This window comes from Saccharothrix australiensis, assembly GCF_003634935.1.
GTDB lineage: Bacteria > Actinomycetota > Actinomycetes > Mycobacteriales > Pseudonocardiaceae > Actinosynnema > Actinosynnema australiense.
The window spans coordinates 7,655,794-7,672,292 of record NZ_RBXO01000001.1 but is presented as its reverse complement, the minus strand read 5'-3'; the positions used below and the strand labels follow the sequence as shown (position 1 = coordinate 7,672,292).

The window sequence follows — 16,499 nt, the reverse complement described above, 5'->3', positions numbered from 1 at the left end:
ACGCGGTGCTCTCCTTCCTGGCGCGGCAGCCGGAACCCGTGCAGCAGGCCGTCGTGGACACCGTGACCACGGGCGAGGCCGTCGCGTTCTGGGTGCTCGGCCCGCTGGCGCTGGCCGGCGCGCTGGGGATGCTGTTCGCCCGGAACGCCGTGCACTCCGCGCTGTGGCTGGTGCTGACCATGCTCAGCCTCGGCGTGCTCTACATGGTCCAGCAGGCGCCGTTCCTCGGTTTCGTGCAGATCATCGTCTACACCGGCGCGATCATGATGCTGTTCCTGTTCGTGCTGATGCTGGTCGGCCGGGACAGCTCCGACTCGGTGGTCGAGGTGCTGCGCGGGCAGCGGCTCGCGGCGACCGTGCTGGGCATCGGGTTCGCCGGCCTGGTGGTGGGCTCGCTGGCGCGGGCGCTGACCGACGTCGAGCCGGTCGGCCTGGAGCGGCAGAACACGCAGGGCGGCGGCAACGTCGCCAACATCGGCGAGGCGCTGTTCACGGACTACCTGTTCCCGTTCGAGCTGACGTCGGCGCTGCTGATCACCGCGGCGGTCGGCGCGATGGTGCTCGCGTTCAGCTCGCGGACCGGCAAGGACGCCAAGAAGACGCAGCGCGAGCTGGTCGAGGAGCGCTTCCGCGGCGACCGCGTCGGCTCCCTGCCCGGTCCCGGCGTGTTCGCCACGGCGAACTCCGTCGCCACCCCGGCGCTGCTGCCGGACGGCTCGGTGGCCGCCGAGTCCCTGTCGGACCTCATCGAGACGACCGCGAAGGAGGACCTGGACGACGACGTCGCCGAGGTCTCCGGCTCCGGTCAGGAGGCCGACGCGCACGCCCTCAAGGGAGAGCAGCCGTGACACCCACCTACTACCTGTTGCTGTCCGCCCTGCTGTTCAGCCTCGGCGCGGTCGGCGTGCTGGTGCGGCGCAACGCCATCGTCGTGTTCATGTGCGTCGAGCTGATGCTGAACGCGGTGAACCTGAGCCTCGTCACGTTCGCCCGCATCAACGGCGCGCTCGACGGCCAGGTGATGGCGTTCTTCGTGATGGTCGTCGCCGCCGCCGAGGTCGTGGTGGGCCTGACGATCATCATGGCGATCTTCAAGACCCGTCGCTCGGCCTCGGTCGACGACTCCAACCTGCTGAAGTACTAGGGGACACGGTGTCTGCTCTGATGCTCGACCCCGCGAGCGGGTCCTCGGACGTGGTCGCCGCCGGCGGGATCGGCGGTCTCGCGTGGCTGTTGCTGGCCCTGCCCGCGTTCGGCGCGCTGGTGCTGCTGCTCGGCGGCAGGCGCACCGACAAGTGGGGCCACCTGCTGGGCTGCGCCACCGTCATCGCGGCGTTCGCCTACGGCCTGGTGCTGTTCTTCGACACCCTCGGGCGGACCGGGCAGCGCACCAGCGAGCTGCACCTGTTCGACTGGGTGCCGGTCAACGCGCTGAACGTCGAGTTCGGCCTGCGCATCGACCCGCTGTCGCTGACCTTCGTCCTGCTCATCACCGGCGTCGGCGCGCTGATCCACATCTACTCCATCGGGTACATGGCGCACGAGGCCGGGCGGCGGAAGTTCTTCGCCTACCTCAACCTCTTCGTCGCCGCGATGCTCCTGCTGGTGCTGGGCAACGGGTTCGTGACGCTGTACTTCGGCTGGGAGGGCGTGGGTCTCGCGTCCTACCTGCTGATCGGCTGGTACCAGTACAAGCCGGAGGCCGCGTCCGCGGCGAAGAAGGCGTTCCTGATGAACCGGGTCGGCGACCTGGGCCTCGCGATCGCGATCTTCATCCTGTTCAAGGAGCTGGGCACCACGCAGTACACCGAGGTGTTCGCGCGGGTGGGCGAGCTGTCCGCCGCCGAGGTCACCGCGGTGACGCTGCTGCTCCTGCTCGGCGCGTGCGGCAAGTCCGGCCAGTTCCCGCTCCAGGCGTGGCTCCCGGACGCGATGGCGGGCCCGACGCCGGTCTCGGCCCTGATCCACGCGGCGACGATGGTCACGGCGGGCGTCTACCTGATCGCCCGGTCCAACCCGATCTACAACGCCTCCGCCGACGGCCGCCTGGTCGTGATGGTCATCGGCGCGGTCACGCTGATCATCGGGTGCATCATCGGCTGCGCCTACGACGACTTCAAGAAGGTCCTCGCGTACTCGACGGTCAGCCAGATCGGCTACATGATCCTCGCCGTCGGCCTCGGCCCGGTCGGCTACGCGCTGGGCATCATGCACCTGCTCACGCACGGCTTCTTCAAGGCCGGGCTGTTCCTCGGCGCGGGCTCGGTCATGCACGGCATGAACGACGAGGGCGACATCCGCCGGATGGGCGGCCTGGCGAGGAAGATGCCGATCACCTTCGTGACGTGGGCGCTGGGCTACCTCGCGCTGATCGGCTTCCCGTTCCTGTCCGGCTACTTCTCCAAGGACGCCATCATCGCGGCGGCGTTCAGCGAGCCGGGCTGGCGCGGCTGGGTGTTCGGCGGCGCGGCGGCGCTGGGCGCGGGCATCACCGCGTTCTACATGACCCGCCTGCTGATCCTGGTGTTCCTGGGCAAGCCGCGGTGGCGGGACCTCAAGAGCGAGGACGGCCGCGACTACCACCCGCACGAGTCGCCGCCGTCGATGACGATCCCGATGATCGTGCTGGCGTTCGGCTCGGTCGGCGCGGGCTTCTTCTTCGACGCGGACCACAACCTCGCGGGCTGGCTCACGCCGTCGCTCGGCGAGCTCCAGGAGCAGCACGGCGTGCTCTCGCACGGCGTCGTGAACGCCCTGGTGCTCGGCCTGTCGGCGCTCGGCGTGCTGGTGGCGTACCTGCTGTTCGGCCGCGCGCCGCAGCCGGTGACCCGGCCCGAGCGGGTGTCGTTCCCGGTCCGCGCCGCGCGCGCCGACCTGTACGGCAACGCGCTGAACGAGGCGCTGTTCGCGCGGCCGGGCACCTGGCTCACCCGCGCGCTGGTGTTCGTGGACAACAAGGGCGTGGACGGCCTGGTCAACGGGTCGGCCGCGCTGCTGGGCGGTAGCTCGGGCCGGTTGCGCAGGCTCCAGACCGGCTTCGTGCGCTCGTACGCGCTCTCCATGCTCCTGGGTGCGATCTTCGTCCTGGGCGCGCTGCTGATGGTGAGGTTCTCGTGAGCTGGACGCTGATCGCGCTGCTCCTGCTGCCCCTCGCGGGCAGCGTGGTGGTGGCCTTCCTGCGGGGCGACGACCGGGTCGCGAAGGCGGTCGCGCTGGCCGTGTCGCTGGTCGAGCTGGTGCTCGCCGTGCTGGCCTGGGTCGGGTTCGACCCGTCGTCGGGCGAGCGGCTCCAGCTGACCAGCTCGGCCGAGTGGATCCCCGCGTTCGGCGTGCGCCTGTCGTTCGGCGTGGACGGCATCGCGCTGGTGATGATCGCGCTGATCGCGTTCCTGGTGCCGGTCGTCATCGGCGGCTCGTGGGCGGACAAGCTGCCCGAGGGCCGCAGCGCGGGCGGGTTCTTCGCCCTGCTGCTGGCGATGGAGACCGGCATGGTGGGCGTGTTCGCGGCCACCGACGTGTTCGTGTTCTACGTGTTCTTCGAGGCCGTGCTGGTCCCGATGTACTTCCTGATCGGCCGGTTCGGCGGCCCGAACCGGCAGTACGCGGCGATGAAGTTCTTCCTGTACTCGCTGCTCGGCGGCCTGATCATGCTCGCGTCGGTGATCGGCGTGTACGTGGCGGCGCAGGACCGGCTCGGGTCCGGCACGTTCGACTGGGCCACCCTGGTGGCGGTCACCCGCGAGCTGCCGCTGTCCACGCAGGTCTGGCTGTTCCTCGGGTTCTTCGTCGCGTTCGCGATCAAGGCGCCGCTGGTGCCGCTGCACACCTGGCTGCCCGACGCGGGCGCGGAGGCGCCGGTCGGCGCGGGCGTGCTGCTGGTCGGCATCCTGGACAAGATCGGCACGTTCGGGTTCCTGCGCTACTGCCTGCCGCTGTTCCCGGCGGCGAGCCGGGAGCTGGCGCCGCTGGTGCTGGTGCTGGCCGTGGCGGGCATCCTGTACGGCTCGCTGCTGGCCGTCGGCCAGTCGGACCTGAAGCGGTTCGTGGCGTACACGTCGATCGCGCACTTCGGCTTCATCGCGCTGGGCATCTTCGCGTTCAGCTCGCAGGCCGGCGCGGGCGCGGTGCTCTACATGGTCAACCACGGCATCTCCACCGGCATGCTGTTCCTGGTCGTCGGCATGGTGATGGCCCGCGGCGGCTCGCGCCTGATCGAGGACTACGGCGGCATGGCGAAGCTGACACCGGTCCTCGGCGGCCTGTTCTTCGTGGCCGGCCTGTCGTCGCTGGCGCTGCCCGGCACCAACTCGTTCGTCAGCGAGTTCCTGGTGCTGATCGGGTCCTACCCGAACCAGCCGGTGTTCACGGTGCTGGCCGCGGTGGGCATGGTGCTCGCGGCGCTGTACGTCCTGTGGGTGTACCAGCGGGTGTTCCAGGGCCCGGTGCGCGGCACCGCCCTGATCGGCGCGACCGGCGGTCCCGGCGCGACGGTGGACCCGGAGCGCGCCGACGTGCGCGACCTGGGCAAGCGGGAACTGGCGGTGCTCGCGCCGCTGGTGGCGCTGATCCTGGTGCTCGGGTTCTACCCGAAGCCCGTGTTGGACGTGATCACCCCGTCCGTCGGGGCGACGCTCAGCGAGGTCGGGGTGGCCGACCCGGTCGCGCAGGAAGGCAAGTGACGTGGAGACGCTCCTCGCTCAGACCCAGCGGCTGCAAGCCCCCGAGATCGACTACCTGGCGGTCGCGCCGATCCTGATCGTGCTGGGGGCGGCGTGCCTCAGCGTGCTCGTGGAGGCGTTCCTGCCGAAGGCGCAGCGGTGGGCCGCCCAGGTCGTGCTGACCCTGCTGACGATCGTCCTGGCGGGCGGCGCGCTGGCGTGGTACGGCAGCTCCGACGACACGCCCGACCAGGGCAAGGTCACCCTCGCGGGCACGATCGCCGTCGACCAGCCGGTGATCTTCCTGTGGGGCACCCTGCTGGTGCTCGGGTTCGGCGCGGTGCTGCTCATCGCGGACCGCTCGGTGGAGCCCGGCGGCGCGTTCGTCGCCGACGCGGCCGTCCGGCCCGGCACCATCCAGGACCGGGCCCAGGCCGGCCGGTTCGGGATGCAGACCGAGGTGTTCCCGCTGACGCTGTTCGCGCTCGGCGGCATGATGGTGTTCGTCGCGGCGAACGACCTGCTCACCATGTTCATCGCGCTGGAAGTGCTGTCGCTGCCGCTGTACCTGATGTGCGGCCTGGCCCGTCGGCGGCGGCTGCTGTCGCAGGAGTCGGCGGTCAAGTACTTCCTGCTCGGCGCGTTCGCGTCGGCGTTCTTCCTGTACGGCGTGGCCCTGCTGTACGGCTACTCGGGCTCGGTGAAGCTGTCCGACATCGCCACGGCGACCGCGGGCACGGACCGGTCCGACACGCTGCTGTACGCGGGCTTCGGCCTGCTGGTGGTGGGCCTGCTGTTCAAGGCGTCGGTCGGCCCGTTCCACGCGTGGACGCCGGACGTGTACCAGGGCGCGCCGACGCCCATCACGGCGTTCATGGCGGCGTGCACGAAGGTGGCGGCGTTCGGCGGCATCCTGCGGGTGCTGTTCGTGGCGTTCGAGAAGTCGAGCTGGGAGTGGAACGGCGTGCTGTGGGGCGTGGCGATCGCGTCCATGCTCATCGGCGCGGTGCTCGGCCTCACCCAGACCGACGTGAAGCGGATGATCGCCTACTCGTCGGTCGCGCACGCGGGCTTCCTGCTGGTCGGCTCCATCACGCTGACCGACGACGGCCTGTCCGGGACGATGTTCTACCTGATGGCGTACGGCTTCACGACCATCGCCGCGTTCGGCGTGGTGTCGCTGGTCCGCAACGCCGACGGCGAGGCCACCCACCTGTCCCAGTGGGCCGGGCTGGCCAAGCGCTCGCCGATCACCGCCGCGGTGTTCACGTTCCTGCTGCTCGCGCTCGCCGGCATCCCGCTCACCAGTGGTTTCATCGGCAAGTTCGTGGTGTTCGCGGCGGCGCTGAAGAGCGGCATGGCGCCGCTGGTGGTGATCGCCCTGATCGCGTCGGCGGTGGCGGCGTTCTTCTACCTGCGGGTCATCGTGCTGATGTACTTCAGCGAGCCGGCCGCGGACGGCCCGACGGTGAGCGTGCCCGGCGCGTTCACCACGGTGGCCATCACGATGGGCGCCGCGATCACGCTGGTGCTGGGCGTCTGGCCCGCGTTCGCCCTCGATTGGGCGGGTGCCGGCGGCTTCGTCTTCTAGCGGTACGTAGGCTTCAGGCGTGACCAGTAGCGAGCGCGCGGGGACGGGGTTCCGGTTTGCGGACCCCGTGCTCGCGGAGGTGGTGCAGGCCGGGCTGGCCGAGGTGGAGGAACTGCTGCACAAGGCGGTGCAGAGCGAGTTCCACCCGGTGACGGAGACGTCGCTGCACCTGGTCGACGCGGGCGGGAAACGCATCCGCCCGCTGTTCACCATCCTGTCCGCCCAGTTCGGGACCGAGTGGGACCGGGACGCCGTGGTGAAGGCGGCGGCGGTGGTCGAGCTGACCCACCTGGCCACGCTGTACCACGACGACGTGATGGACGAGGCCACCATGCGCCGCGGCGCGGAGTCGGCCAACGCCAAGTGGGACAACAGCATCGCCATCCTGACCGGCGACTACCTGTTCGCGCACGCCTCGACGCTGGTCGCCGACCTGGGCACGGGCGCGGCGCGGATCATCGCGGAGACGTTCTCCGAGCTGGTCACCGGCCAGATGCGGGAGACGCTGGGCCCGCGCCCCGGCGAGGACCCGGTGTCGCACTACCTGACCACGATCGCCGAGAAGACCGGGTCGCTGATCGCCACGGCGGCCCGGTTCGGCGCGATGTTCTCCGACGTCGCGCCCGAGCAGGTCGAGGCGCTGCGCGCGTACGGCGAGATCATCGGGGCGGCGTTCCAGATCTCCGACGACGTGATCGACATCGCGAGCCCGTCGTCGGAGTCGGGCAAGACGCCCGGTACGGACCTGCGCGAGGGCGTGAAGACCCTGCCCATGCTGTACGCGCTGGCCGACGAGCCGGGCTCGCGCTTGGCGGGGCTGCTGGCGCGGCCGTTGACCGAGGACGCCGAGGTGGACGAGGCGCTGGCGCTGCTGCGCGCGTCGTCCGGGCTGGTGCGGGCGCGGCGGACGCTGGACGACTACGCGGCGCGTGCGCGGGCCACGCTGCACGGCCTGCCGGCGGGTGCGGCGCGGGACGCGCTGGAGTCCGTCGCCGAGTACGTGGTCAGCCGGTCGCGCTGAAACCCGCTCGTCCCGCGCGGCGGGCACCTCCCGGCTCGACCTCACTCGACGGGCGCCAGGAGGTGCTGCCTGCGGCGTGATCGCAGCGCGTCCGCGGTGAACACCGCCAGCGCCACCCACACCAGCGCGAACCCGAACCACCGCGACGGCGGCATCGGCTCGTGCATCACGAAGACGCCCCACGCGAACTGGAGGACCGGGGCGAGGTACTGGAGCATCCCCATCGTGCTCAGCGGGACGCGCCGCGCGCCCGCCCCGAACAGCACCAGCGGGATGGCGGTCACCACGCCCGACGACACCAGGAGGAGGGCGTGGCCGACGCCGTGGTCGTGGAACGTGCCCGCCGGTCCGAGCCACACCAGGTAGCCGATCGCGACCGGGGCCAGCACGACGCCCTCCGCGGTGAGGCTCGCCGTCGCGTCCAGCGGCACCGTCTTCTTCAGCAGCCCGTACAGGCCGAACGAGCAGGCCAGCGCCAGCGAGATCCACGGCAGCCGCCCGTAGTCCACGGCCAGCACCACCACGGCGGCCAGGGCGATGGCGATCGCCGCGAGCTGGGCCGCGCGCAGCCGCTCCCGCAGCACCAGCACGCCCAGCAGGACGCTGACGAGCGGGTTGACGAAGTAGCCCAGCGCGGCTTCGACCACGTGCCCGGTGTTGACGGCGTGGATGTAGACGCCCCAGTTGACCGCGATCAGCACGGACGCGGCGGCGACCATCAGCCAGCCGCGCCGCGACAGCGCCCGCAGGCCGGCCCAGCGGCCCAGGGCGGCCGTGACGAGCACCATCACCAGCAGCGACCACGCGATGCGGTGCGCCAGGATCTCCACCGCGCCGGCCGGGGCGAGCAGGGGCCAGTAGGCGGGCACCACGCCCCAGATGACGTAGGCGCCGGCCCCGAAGACCACGCCGCGGTTGGCGTGCCCGGAGTCCGCCGCGACGGCGGTGTGATGGGTCAACGGCGGCACGCGGGGTACTCTACGCCGCCCGTTTTGCCTGGTCAGTCGAGCCGGGTGGCCTACCATTCCACTGTGGGCGACCGTCCGGGCGGTTGCACGCGCCCTGGCGGCCGGCCAGGGTAGTTTGGCACCGCTTCCCCTACCGGGTGAAGGCTCGGAAGCGGAGCGTGTCGGGGTGTGTCAGGACTGTGCAGTGGGAGGGTCTCCCGTGGGTTCGCTCTTCGGGCAGGTGTGGCTGTGGAGCCTGCTGTCGTTCGTGGCAGGCGTCGCGCTGACCTGGCTGGTGCTGGTCCGCCCGGTCAAGAAGGAGCTGGCGGACTTGGAGGAGCGCCTGCTCACGTCGCCGCGCCCGGCCGCGCCGGCCAAGCCCGTGCGGGACGAGTTCGACAACTGGCACGCCGAGAACCGCAACCCGGTGGAGGACCTGCTCCAGGAGGAGCCCACGCACTACGAGGTGGCGGGCCGGAAGCCGGACGAGCGGAACGGCGTCGTCGGGGAGCCCGACGACGAGCACCGCCCGCTGTCCGACTTCGAGGAGCGCCGCGACGCGCCGTTCGGGCCGCGCGCCGGGTCGTTCGGGGACCGGTCCGAGCCGTCCGCCGCCCGGGTGCCCGCCGTCGAGGCGACTTCCGCTTGGGCGTCCTCCGCCGGCGAGTCCTCCGCGCACCGGCCCGACTCGCCGGGGACCGAGGACGACCGCCCGCGGAGCCTGTTCGAGCGCCTGAGCCCGGAGGAGCCCGCGGACCCCGGCCACGAGCTGCCCGCCGAGGAGGAGACCCGCCTGGTCCCGCCGGTCGTGCCGGTGGCCGAGGTGGCGCCGCCGCAGCCCGAGCCGACCGCGCCGCCCGAGGTGGAGGCGTTCCAGCCGCGCGAGGTGTGGCGCGTGGAGCCGGCCGCCGTGCAGGAGGTGTACGGCGAGGACGAGGCCCTGGCCGACGGCGCGGAGGAGGAGGACGAGCCGGAGCGGCCCGCCGCCGAGCGGACCGCCCTCATCCCGGCCACGGCGTTGGCGGAGGCGATCGCGGAGGTCGACCGCGACGAGGCCGGTGGGGAGGAGCCCTTCTGGCAGGTCGACGACGTCGAGCGGGACGAGGAGGACCACCGGTCCGCCGGCGGGCACCGCGCCGAGGGCGTCCGGGCGGTGGACCCCGAACCCGAACCCGACCCCGTCCGGGTCGAGGAACACGACCGTCCGGCGGGCGGGCGGCACGCCGAGGTGGAACCCGCCGCGGTGGAGCCGGCCGAGCCGGTGTGGACACCGGCGGAACCGCGCGCGGCGTGGCGGGCGGAGGACGCCCAGCGCTGGCCGGACCACGACCTGACCGGCGAGTACCCGGCGATCCGGGCGGAACTGCCGACCCCGCCCGCGGAGCGGAACCGGCGGCACGCCGCCGAGCAGACGGTGTTCACGCCGCGCTCCAACCGGACACCGGACGACCTGCGCCAGGACTCCGTCGACCAGCGCCACGACACCGTCGACCAGCGCCGCCGGGACGACACGCACCGCCCGGACGACACGCACCGCCCGGACCGGTCGACGCCGCACACCGAGTTCATCCCGCCGGTGAGCGCCGAGCCGCCCACCGAGCCCGCACCGGGGCCGTCCACCCCCCAGCACGCCCTGCCGGCGTCGCTCCAGGCGCGGCCCGAGGTCGCCCGCCCCGAGCCCGAGCCCCGGCACCCGGAACCCGTCCACGCCGAGCCCGTCCACGCCGAACCCGTTCACGCTGAGCCCGTCCAGTCCGTTCCCCGGCACGCCGAGCCCGAGCCCGCGCACGCCCCCGCCGAACCGGCACCGCACCGTGCCGAGCCCGCACCTCACGCCGAGCCGGCACCGGTCACGCCTTCGCCTGCCGAGGCCCTGCCCCCGCGCGCCGAGCCCGTGCCCCCGCGCGCCGAGCCCGAGCCGCCGCGCGCCGAGCCCGAGCCGCCGCGCGCCGAGCCCGAGCCGCCGCGCGCCGAACCGCTGCCCCGGCGCCCGGCGCCCCTGCCCAAGCGGCAAGCGCCCGCCAAGCCGGCGGCCCGGACCAAGCCCGAAGAGGCGTCCCGCCCCCGTTCCCTCTTCGAGCCCCTGCTGACCCCCGAGGACATCGACGACGAGCCACCGGCGCCGCCGAAGCCCGCCGCGCCGTCCAACGAGCAGCCGTTCGTGCCCAAGCTCGCGCCGGAACTGCTCGCCTCGACCGGCAGCGGCCTCCCGCAGCGCCCCACCCGCCCGGCGAACAGCCCGCGCACCCCGCCGCCCCCGCCGCCGGCGCCGTCCGCGCCGCAGCCCATCAGCCCGCCGCCACCCCGGCCGGTCCGCCCGCGCCCGGTCGGCTTCAGCCCCAGCACCGGCGGACGCCCGGCGACCGGCGCGACGACCCGCTACCAGCAGCCGGAGGGCTTCAACCCGCGCTCGCCGTTCGGTCCGGGCTCGGTGCTGCCCAAGTCCGACGGCATGGCGCCCGCGCCGGACTTCCAGGTCAAGGCCACCCTCACCGGTCGCCGCTACTACACCGACGAGTCGGCGAACTTCCGCGAGACCAGGGCGGACGTCTGGTTCCGCACCATCGCCGACGCGGAGAAGGCGGGCTTCCGACCGGCGCCCTGAACCCGCGGCGCGGAGAGAACGCCGAAGGGCCCCTGTCCCACCGGACAGGGGCCCTTCCGCGTGCCGCGGCCTTCCGCGTCGGTCGACGCCTCAGGCGACGGTCCAGGTGTCCTTGCCGCGCAGCAGGGCGCGCAGGTCGGGTGCCTTGGCCTCCTTGGCTGCCTCCACCTGCGCGCGCGCCGCGTCGTCGTAGGTGGTGCGGGCGACGTTGCGGAACACGCCGGTGACGGTGTGCCGGAGGTCCTGCGTCGACAGCCGCGACAGCGCGAACGCCAGGTTCAGGTCCGACGCGTCGTGCACGACCACGTCCTCCGGCCGCACCTCGGCGGTCTTGGCGACGCCCAGCCCGAACCCGTCGCGCACGACGGCGTACTCGCCGCCGCCGAACGTGATGGGCTGCCCGTCGACGACGTGGATGATCCGCCGCGACGCCTCCTCGGCGTCCTTGAGCACGTCGAACGCGCCGTCGTTGAAGATCGGGCAGTTCTGGTAGATCTCCACCAGCGCCGACCCGCGGTGCTCGGCCGCCTGCCGCAGCACCTCGGTCAGCCCGGCGCGGTCCGAGTCGACCGCGCGGCCGACGAACGACGCCTCCGCGCCCAGCGCCAGCGACACCGGGTTGAACGGGTGGTCCAGCGACCCGAGTGGCGTGGACTTGGTGACCTTGCCCTCCTCGGAGGTGGGCGAGTACTGGCCCTTGGTCAGCCCGTAGATCCGGTTGTTGAACAGCAGGATCTTCAGGTTCACGTTGCGGCGCAGCGTGTGGATGAGGTGGTTGCCGCCGATGGACAGCGCGTCGCCGTCACCGGTGACCACCCACACCGACAGGTCCGGCCGCGCGACGGCGAGCCCGGTCGCGATGGCGGGCGCGCGCCCGTGGATGGAGTGCATCCCGTAGGTGTTCATGTAGTACGGGAACCGCGAGGAGCAGCCGATCCCCGAGACGAACACGATGTTCTCGCGCTTGAGCCCCAGCGTGGGCAGGAACGACTGGACGGCGTTGAGCACGACGTAGTCGCCGCAGCCGGGGCACCAGCGCACTTCCTGGTCGGACTTGTAGTCCTTGGCCTTCTGCGGCTCAAGGGCGGTCGGAACCCCGGCGAGGCCGCCCAGGCCGGGCAGACCGAGATCGGTCGAAGTCACTGGGACACTCCCTTGATCACATCGGCGAGCACGTCCTGCAGCTCTTCCGCCTTGAAGGGCAGTCCCTGCACCTTGGTGTAGCTGATGGCGTCCACCAGGTACTTGGCTCGCAACAACATCGCCAGTTGACCGAGGTTCATCTCCGGCACGACGACCCGCTCGTACCGGGAGAGCACCTCGCCCAGGTTCTTCGGGAACGGGTTGAGGTGGCGCAGGTGCGCGTGCGCCACGGGCAGCCCGAGCTTGCGCACCCGCCGCGCCGCCGCGCCGATCGGGCCGTAGGACGAGCCCCAGCCCACGACGAGCACCTTCGCCTCGCCCGACGGGTCGTCGACCACGACGTCGGGCACCTCGACACCGTCGACCTTGCGCTGCCGCAGGCGCACCATGTGGTCGTGGTTGGCCGGGTCGTAGGAGATGTTCCCGCTGCCGTCGGCCTTCTCCAACCCGCCGATGCGGTGCTGCAACCCCGCCGTGCCCGGCAGCGCCCACGGGCGCGCGAGCGTCTCCGGGTCGCGCAGGTACGGCCAGAACGCGCCGTCCGGCCCGTTCGGCTCGGTGGCGAACTCCACCGACAGGTCCGGCAGGTCGTCGACGTCGGGGATCAGCCACGGCTCGGAGCCGTTGGCGATCGCGCCGTCGGACAGCAGCAGGACCGGCGTGCGGTAGGTCAGCGCGATCCGCACCGCGTCCAGCGCGGCGTCGAAGCAGTCGGCGGGCGACCGGGGCGCGACGACGGGCACCGGCGACTCGCCGTTGCGGCCGAACATGGCCTGGAGCAGGTCGGCCTGCTCGGTCTTGGTCGGCAGGCCCGTGGACGGCCCGCCGCGCTGCACGTCGATCACGACCAGCGGCAGCTCGGTCATCACCGCGAGGCCGATGGTCTCGGACTTCAGGGCGATGCCGGGACCGGAGGTCGACGTCACGCCCAGCGCGCCGCCGTAGGACGCGCCCAGCGCCGCGCCGATGCCCGCGATCTCGTCCTCGGCCTGCAACGTGGTGATGCCGAAGTTCTTGTGCTTGGACAGCTCGTGCAGGATGTCCGAGGCAGGCGTGATCGGGTAGGTGCCCAGCACCACCGGCAGCTTGGCCCGCTGCCCGGCGGCGACGATCCCGTAGGCCAGCGCGGTGTTGCCGGTGATCTGGCGGTAGGTGCCCCGGTCGAGCTTGGCCGGCGCGACCTCGAAGGTGACGGCGAACGACTCGGTGGTCTCGCCGTAGTTCCAGCCCGCCCGGAACGCCAGCACGTTGGCCTCGGCGATGGCGGGCTTCTTGGCGAACTTCTCGCGCAGGAACCGCTCGGTGCCCTCGGTGGGCCGGTGGTACATCCAGGACAGCAGGCCGAGGGCGAACATGTTCTTCGCGCGCTCGGCGTCCTTCTTGCCCAGCCCGGTTTCCTCCAGCGCGCCGATGGTCAGGGTCGCCATCGCGACCTTGTGCACCTGGTAGCCGTCGAGGGAGCCGTTCTCCAGGGGGTCGGCGTCGTAGCCGACCTTGACCAGGTTGCGCTTGGTGAACTCGTCGGTGTTCACGATCAGCGTGCCGCCGCGGGGCAGGTCGCCGATGTTGGCCTTGAGCGCGGCCGGGTTCATCGCCACGAGCACGTCGGGGCGGTCGCCGGGGGTGAGGATGTCGTAGTCGGCGAAGTGCAGCTGGAAGCTGGACACACCCGGCAGGGTGCCCTGGGGCGCCCGGATCTCGGCCGGGAAGTTCGGCAGGGTCGCGAGGTCGTTGCCGAACGCCGCCGCCTCGGAGGTGAACCGGTCACCCGTGAGCTGCATGCCGTCGCCGGAGTCGCCGGCGAACCGGATCACCACGCGGTCGAGCTTGCGGACCGTGGCGGTGCGCCCGGCGCCGTTCCCGCCGGGACCCGCGTCGCCGCTGCCGCCCGGACCCGCGCCCGGCGCGCCGCGGTCCGCCGGGCCGGTGCCGCTCGAACCGGGATCACCCGGACGGGTGGCACCCGAAGCGGTGTCGCCCGGACCGGCGCCCGTCGCACCCGTTCCCCCCGGACCAGCCTGCCCCGGCCCCGTGTGCTCCGGAGGGCCACCTGGCGCGGCGCCGTTACCAACGTCGGTAGTCATGTCCTACGCCGATCCCTCTCTTCACGCCCGCTGAAGGCAAATCGCCCCGTCCCCTGTCTCCGAGGGTAGTCGTGCCCGCACACGTGCCGGTCTCTGCCGTACCACTGGCTGGAACGAACCGTCCCACCAGGTGTCACAAGCGCCAACCGGGCGGTAATCGCGGCGCGTTCGCGTGTACCCAGCGGTAACCGTTACCGGAAGTTACAGCCGCTGCCGGCGGTCTGTCCAGGGTCGGCGGCGGGTTCAGCCCCGGCCGCTGATCCGGGCCTTCACCGCGGCGAGCCGGGCGGCGAACTCGGGCGTGTCGACGGAGACGAGCTGGGGCCCGATCTCGGCGTCCACGGCGTCCGCGTGCGCGTCCAGCGCGGCGGTCGCCCGCATGGTCGCCTTGACGCTGCGGACCAGCTCGCGCGGCGCGTCCGCGGCGGCCCGCGCGAACTCGACGGCCGCGGCCACCAGCTCGTCGTGGCCGCCGTCGACCCGGTCCCACGCCAGGCCGTGCCGGACGGCCGCGTCGGCGTCCAGGACGCGGCCGAACAGGGTCATCGCGGTCGCGGTCTGCGGGCCGACGAGCCGTTGCAGCAGCCACGTCATCCCGCCGCCGGGGTGGATGCCGAGCTGGAGGAAGCGGGCGTCGAACCGGGCCTTCGGCCCGGCCAGCCGCACGTCGCACGCCAGCGCGAGGTTCAGCCCGGCGCCCACCGCCGCGCCGCCCACGGCCGCGATCGTCGGCAGCGCGCAGTCCGCCACCGCCAGGAAGCCGCCGTAGATGCGCCGCAGCCCCTCCTCGCGCGCCTCGCCCAGCACGGTGAGGTCCGCGCCCGCGCAGAACGCGGGCGGCGCGCCGGTGACCACCACGGCGTGCACGTCGGCGTCCTGCTCGCAGGCCCGGACCGCCGCGGCGAGCCGGTCGGACAGGTCGAGCGTCAACGCGTTGCGCCGGTCCGGGTCGTGCACGGTGATGACGCCGACCCGGCCGGAACGTTCCAACAGCACCTGGGACATGGCCGCGACTCTAGGGCGCGGGCGGGCGGTCCAGGAGGCGGGACAGCACCACGGTCGAGACCGTCCGGTCGATGATCTCGACGGCCCGCAGCCGCTCCAGCGCCGTCTCCAGGTGGTGGATGTTCGCGGCGCGCAGGTGGACGATCGCGTCGGCCGCCCCGGACACGGTGTAGGCGGCCCGCACCTCGGGCATGGGTTCCAGGCGCTGCTTGATGTCGTGGGGCGCCACGTTGCCCCGGCAGTGCACCTCGACGAACGCCTCGGTGCCCCAGCCGAGCTGCTCCGGGTCCACGACGGCGGTGAAGCCGCGCAGGACGCCGGTGTCGAGCAGCTTGTCCACCCGCCGCTTCACCGCGGGCGCGGACAGCCCGACCTCCTTCCCGATGTCCGCGTAGCTGGAGCGGGCGTTGGCCATCAGGCACGAAATGATCCGCTGGTCAATCGAGTCCACACGCAACATTCTGTACCATCAGACGCAATACTGCGGCATTGTTCGCTGGTCGAGGGGCTATTTACCCTTCGATCCATGACATCGGTCTCCCTCCTCGGCCCCGGCGACGAGCCGATCGTGCTGGGCGTCACCACGCCCGAGGTCCCCGTGCGCGTGCCGACCACCCGTCGGTACCTGATGTGCCCGCCGGAGCACTTCACGGTGGAGTACGCGATCAACCCGTGGATGGACCCGACGCGACCGATCAGCACCGAACTGGCGCTGGCGCAGTGGACGGAGCTGAAGGAGACCTACGAGCGCCTGGGCCACCGGGTGGAGGTCATCGAACCGGTGCCGGGCCTGCCCGACATGGTCTTCTCGGCCAACTCGGGCACCGTCATCGAGGGCAGGGTCCTCGGCGCCCGCTTCCGCGCCGAGCAGCGGGCGGCGGAAGCCGACCACTTCCGGCGCTGGTTCCTGGCCAACGGCTACTCGACGGTCGTGATGCCGGAACGCACCAACGAGGCCGAGGGCGACTTCACGTGGACCGGGAAGTACCTGCTGGCCGGCACGGGCTTCCGCACCGACCCCCTGGCGCACTCGGAGGCGCAGGAGGTGCTGGGCGTGCCGGTCATCTCGCTGCAGTTGGTCGACCCGCGCTACTACCACCTCGACGTGGCGCTGTTCGTGCTGGCGGACGACCTGATCGCCTACTACCCGGACGCGTTCTCCCCCGGGAGCCGCCAGGCACTGCGCCGCTTGTTCCCCGACGCGGTCATCGCGAACGCCGAGGACGCGGCCTGCCTGGGCCTGAACGCGGTGTCGGACGGGCGGCACGTGATCCTGCCGGTGGAGGCGACCAACCTGGGCGAGCAGGTGGCACGCCGCGGCTTCGAGCCCGTGTACGTGGACATCTCGGAACTGAGGAAGTCCGGCGGCGGCCCGAAGTGCTGCACGATGGAACTGCGGGACTGAAACGGGCCTTTCGCGGTTCGCGGTCCGCGCTGGTCAACGC

General features: G+C 72.2%; 13 protein-coding genes. 8 read left to right on the top strand and 5 right to left on the bottom strand.

What is annotated here, in order from left to right:
• The first annotated feature begins 5 nt into the window (after window positions 1–5).
• Genes C8E97_RS32825 through C8E97_RS32800 form a run of 6 tightly spaced genes read left to right on the top strand, consistent with a single transcriptional unit; the run spans window position 6 to window position 7,270 of the window.
• On the top strand, window positions 6–848 hold the full coding sequence (locus tag C8E97_RS32825; RefSeq protein ID WP_246019456.1) for an NADH-quinone oxidoreductase subunit J: 843 nt from the start codon (window positions 6–8) through the stop codon (window positions 846–848).
• Entirely contained in the window at window positions 845–1,144 is a 300-nt protein-coding gene (gene nuoK / locus C8E97_RS32820; RefSeq protein WP_015105349.1) for an NADH-quinone oxidoreductase subunit NuoK, read from the top strand. The genes C8E97_RS32825 and nuoK overlap by 4 nt, the downstream gene beginning before the upstream one ends.
• Before the next feature lie 20 nt (window positions 1,145–1,164).
• Window positions 1,165–3,117, top strand: coding sequence for an NADH-quinone oxidoreductase subunit L (nuoL, locus tag C8E97_RS32815; RefSeq protein WP_425470688.1), 1,953 nt, complete (start codon window positions 1,165–1,167; stop codon window positions 3,115–3,117).
• Window positions 3,114–4,679 carry an NADH-quinone oxidoreductase subunit M gene (locus C8E97_RS32810; RefSeq protein ID WP_121010091.1) on the top strand — a complete coding sequence of 522 codons (1,566 nt, stop codon included), beginning with the start codon at window positions 3,114–3,116 and terminating at the stop codon, window positions 4,677–4,679. The genes nuoL and C8E97_RS32810 overlap by 4 nt, the downstream gene beginning before the upstream one ends.
• A 1-nt stretch (window position 4,680) precedes the next feature.
• Window positions 4,681–6,249 carry an NADH-quinone oxidoreductase subunit NuoN gene (gene nuoN, locus C8E97_RS32805; RefSeq protein ID WP_121010088.1) on the top strand — a complete coding sequence of 523 codons (1,569 nt, stop codon included), beginning with the start codon at window positions 4,681–4,683 and terminating at the stop codon, window positions 6,247–6,249.
• Between the two features lie 19 nt (window positions 6,250–6,268).
• The gene (locus C8E97_RS32800) at window positions 6,269–7,270 is read left to right on the top strand and encodes a polyprenyl synthetase family protein (RefSeq protein ID WP_121010085.1); all 1,002 of its coding nucleotides are present in this window, start codon (window positions 6,269–6,271) and stop codon (window positions 7,268–7,270) included.
• 41 nt (window positions 7,271–7,311) lie between these two features.
• On the opposite strand, the gene rarD is transcribed toward C8E97_RS32800, so the two are convergent.
• Window positions 7,312–8,238 carry an EamA family transporter RarD gene (gene rarD, locus C8E97_RS32795; protein WP_246019303.1) on the bottom strand — a complete coding sequence of 309 codons (927 nt, stop codon included), beginning with the start codon at window positions 8,236–8,238 and terminating at the stop codon, window positions 7,312–7,314.
• 199 nt (window positions 8,239–8,437) lie between these two features.
• Here rarD and C8E97_RS32790 point away from each other — a divergent pair, with 199 nt between their 5' ends.
• A complete protein-coding gene (locus C8E97_RS32790; protein WP_121010079.1) occupies window positions 8,438–10,822 on the top strand; it encodes a sunset domain-containing protein in 2,385 nt (794 codons plus the stop codon).
• A gap of 90 nt (window positions 10,823–10,912) precedes the next feature.
• Here C8E97_RS32790 and C8E97_RS32785 read toward each other — a convergent pair whose 3' ends face one another.
• From C8E97_RS32785 to C8E97_RS32770, 4 genes are all read right to left on the bottom strand, one after another.
• On the bottom strand, window positions 10,913–11,965 hold the full coding sequence (locus C8E97_RS32785; protein ID WP_121010076.1) for a 2-oxoacid:ferredoxin oxidoreductase subunit beta: 1,053 nt from the start codon (window positions 11,963–11,965) through the stop codon (window positions 10,913–10,915).
• Window positions 11,962–13,782: a 2-oxoacid:acceptor oxidoreductase subunit alpha gene (locus tag C8E97_RS32780; RefSeq protein WP_121010073.1), complete on the bottom strand. Its 1,821-nt coding sequence runs from the start codon at window positions 13,780–13,782 to the stop codon at window positions 11,962–11,964. Before C8E97_RS32780 ends, C8E97_RS32785 begins: the two co-directional genes overlap by 4 nt.
• Before the next feature lie 510 nt (window positions 13,783–14,292).
• Window positions 14,293–15,054, bottom strand: coding sequence for an enoyl-CoA hydratase (locus tag C8E97_RS32775; protein WP_121010070.1), 762 nt, complete (start codon window positions 15,052–15,054; stop codon window positions 14,293–14,295).
• Between the two features lie 10 nt (window positions 15,055–15,064).
• Window positions 15,065–15,505 (bottom strand): Lrp/AsnC family transcriptional regulator, encoded by a 441-nt coding sequence (locus C8E97_RS32770; protein ID WP_121010067.1) that lies wholly within the window; start codon window positions 15,503–15,505, stop codon window positions 15,065–15,067.
• 75 nt (window positions 15,506–15,580) lie between these two features.
• On the opposite strand from C8E97_RS32770, the gene ddaH reads away from it, so the two are divergent.
• The gene (gene ddaH, locus C8E97_RS32765) at window positions 15,581–16,459 is read left to right on the top strand and encodes a dimethylargininase (RefSeq protein ID WP_121010064.1); all 879 of its coding nucleotides are present in this window, start codon (window positions 15,581–15,583) and stop codon (window positions 16,457–16,459) included.
• Window positions 16,460–16,499 lie beyond the last annotated feature (40 nt).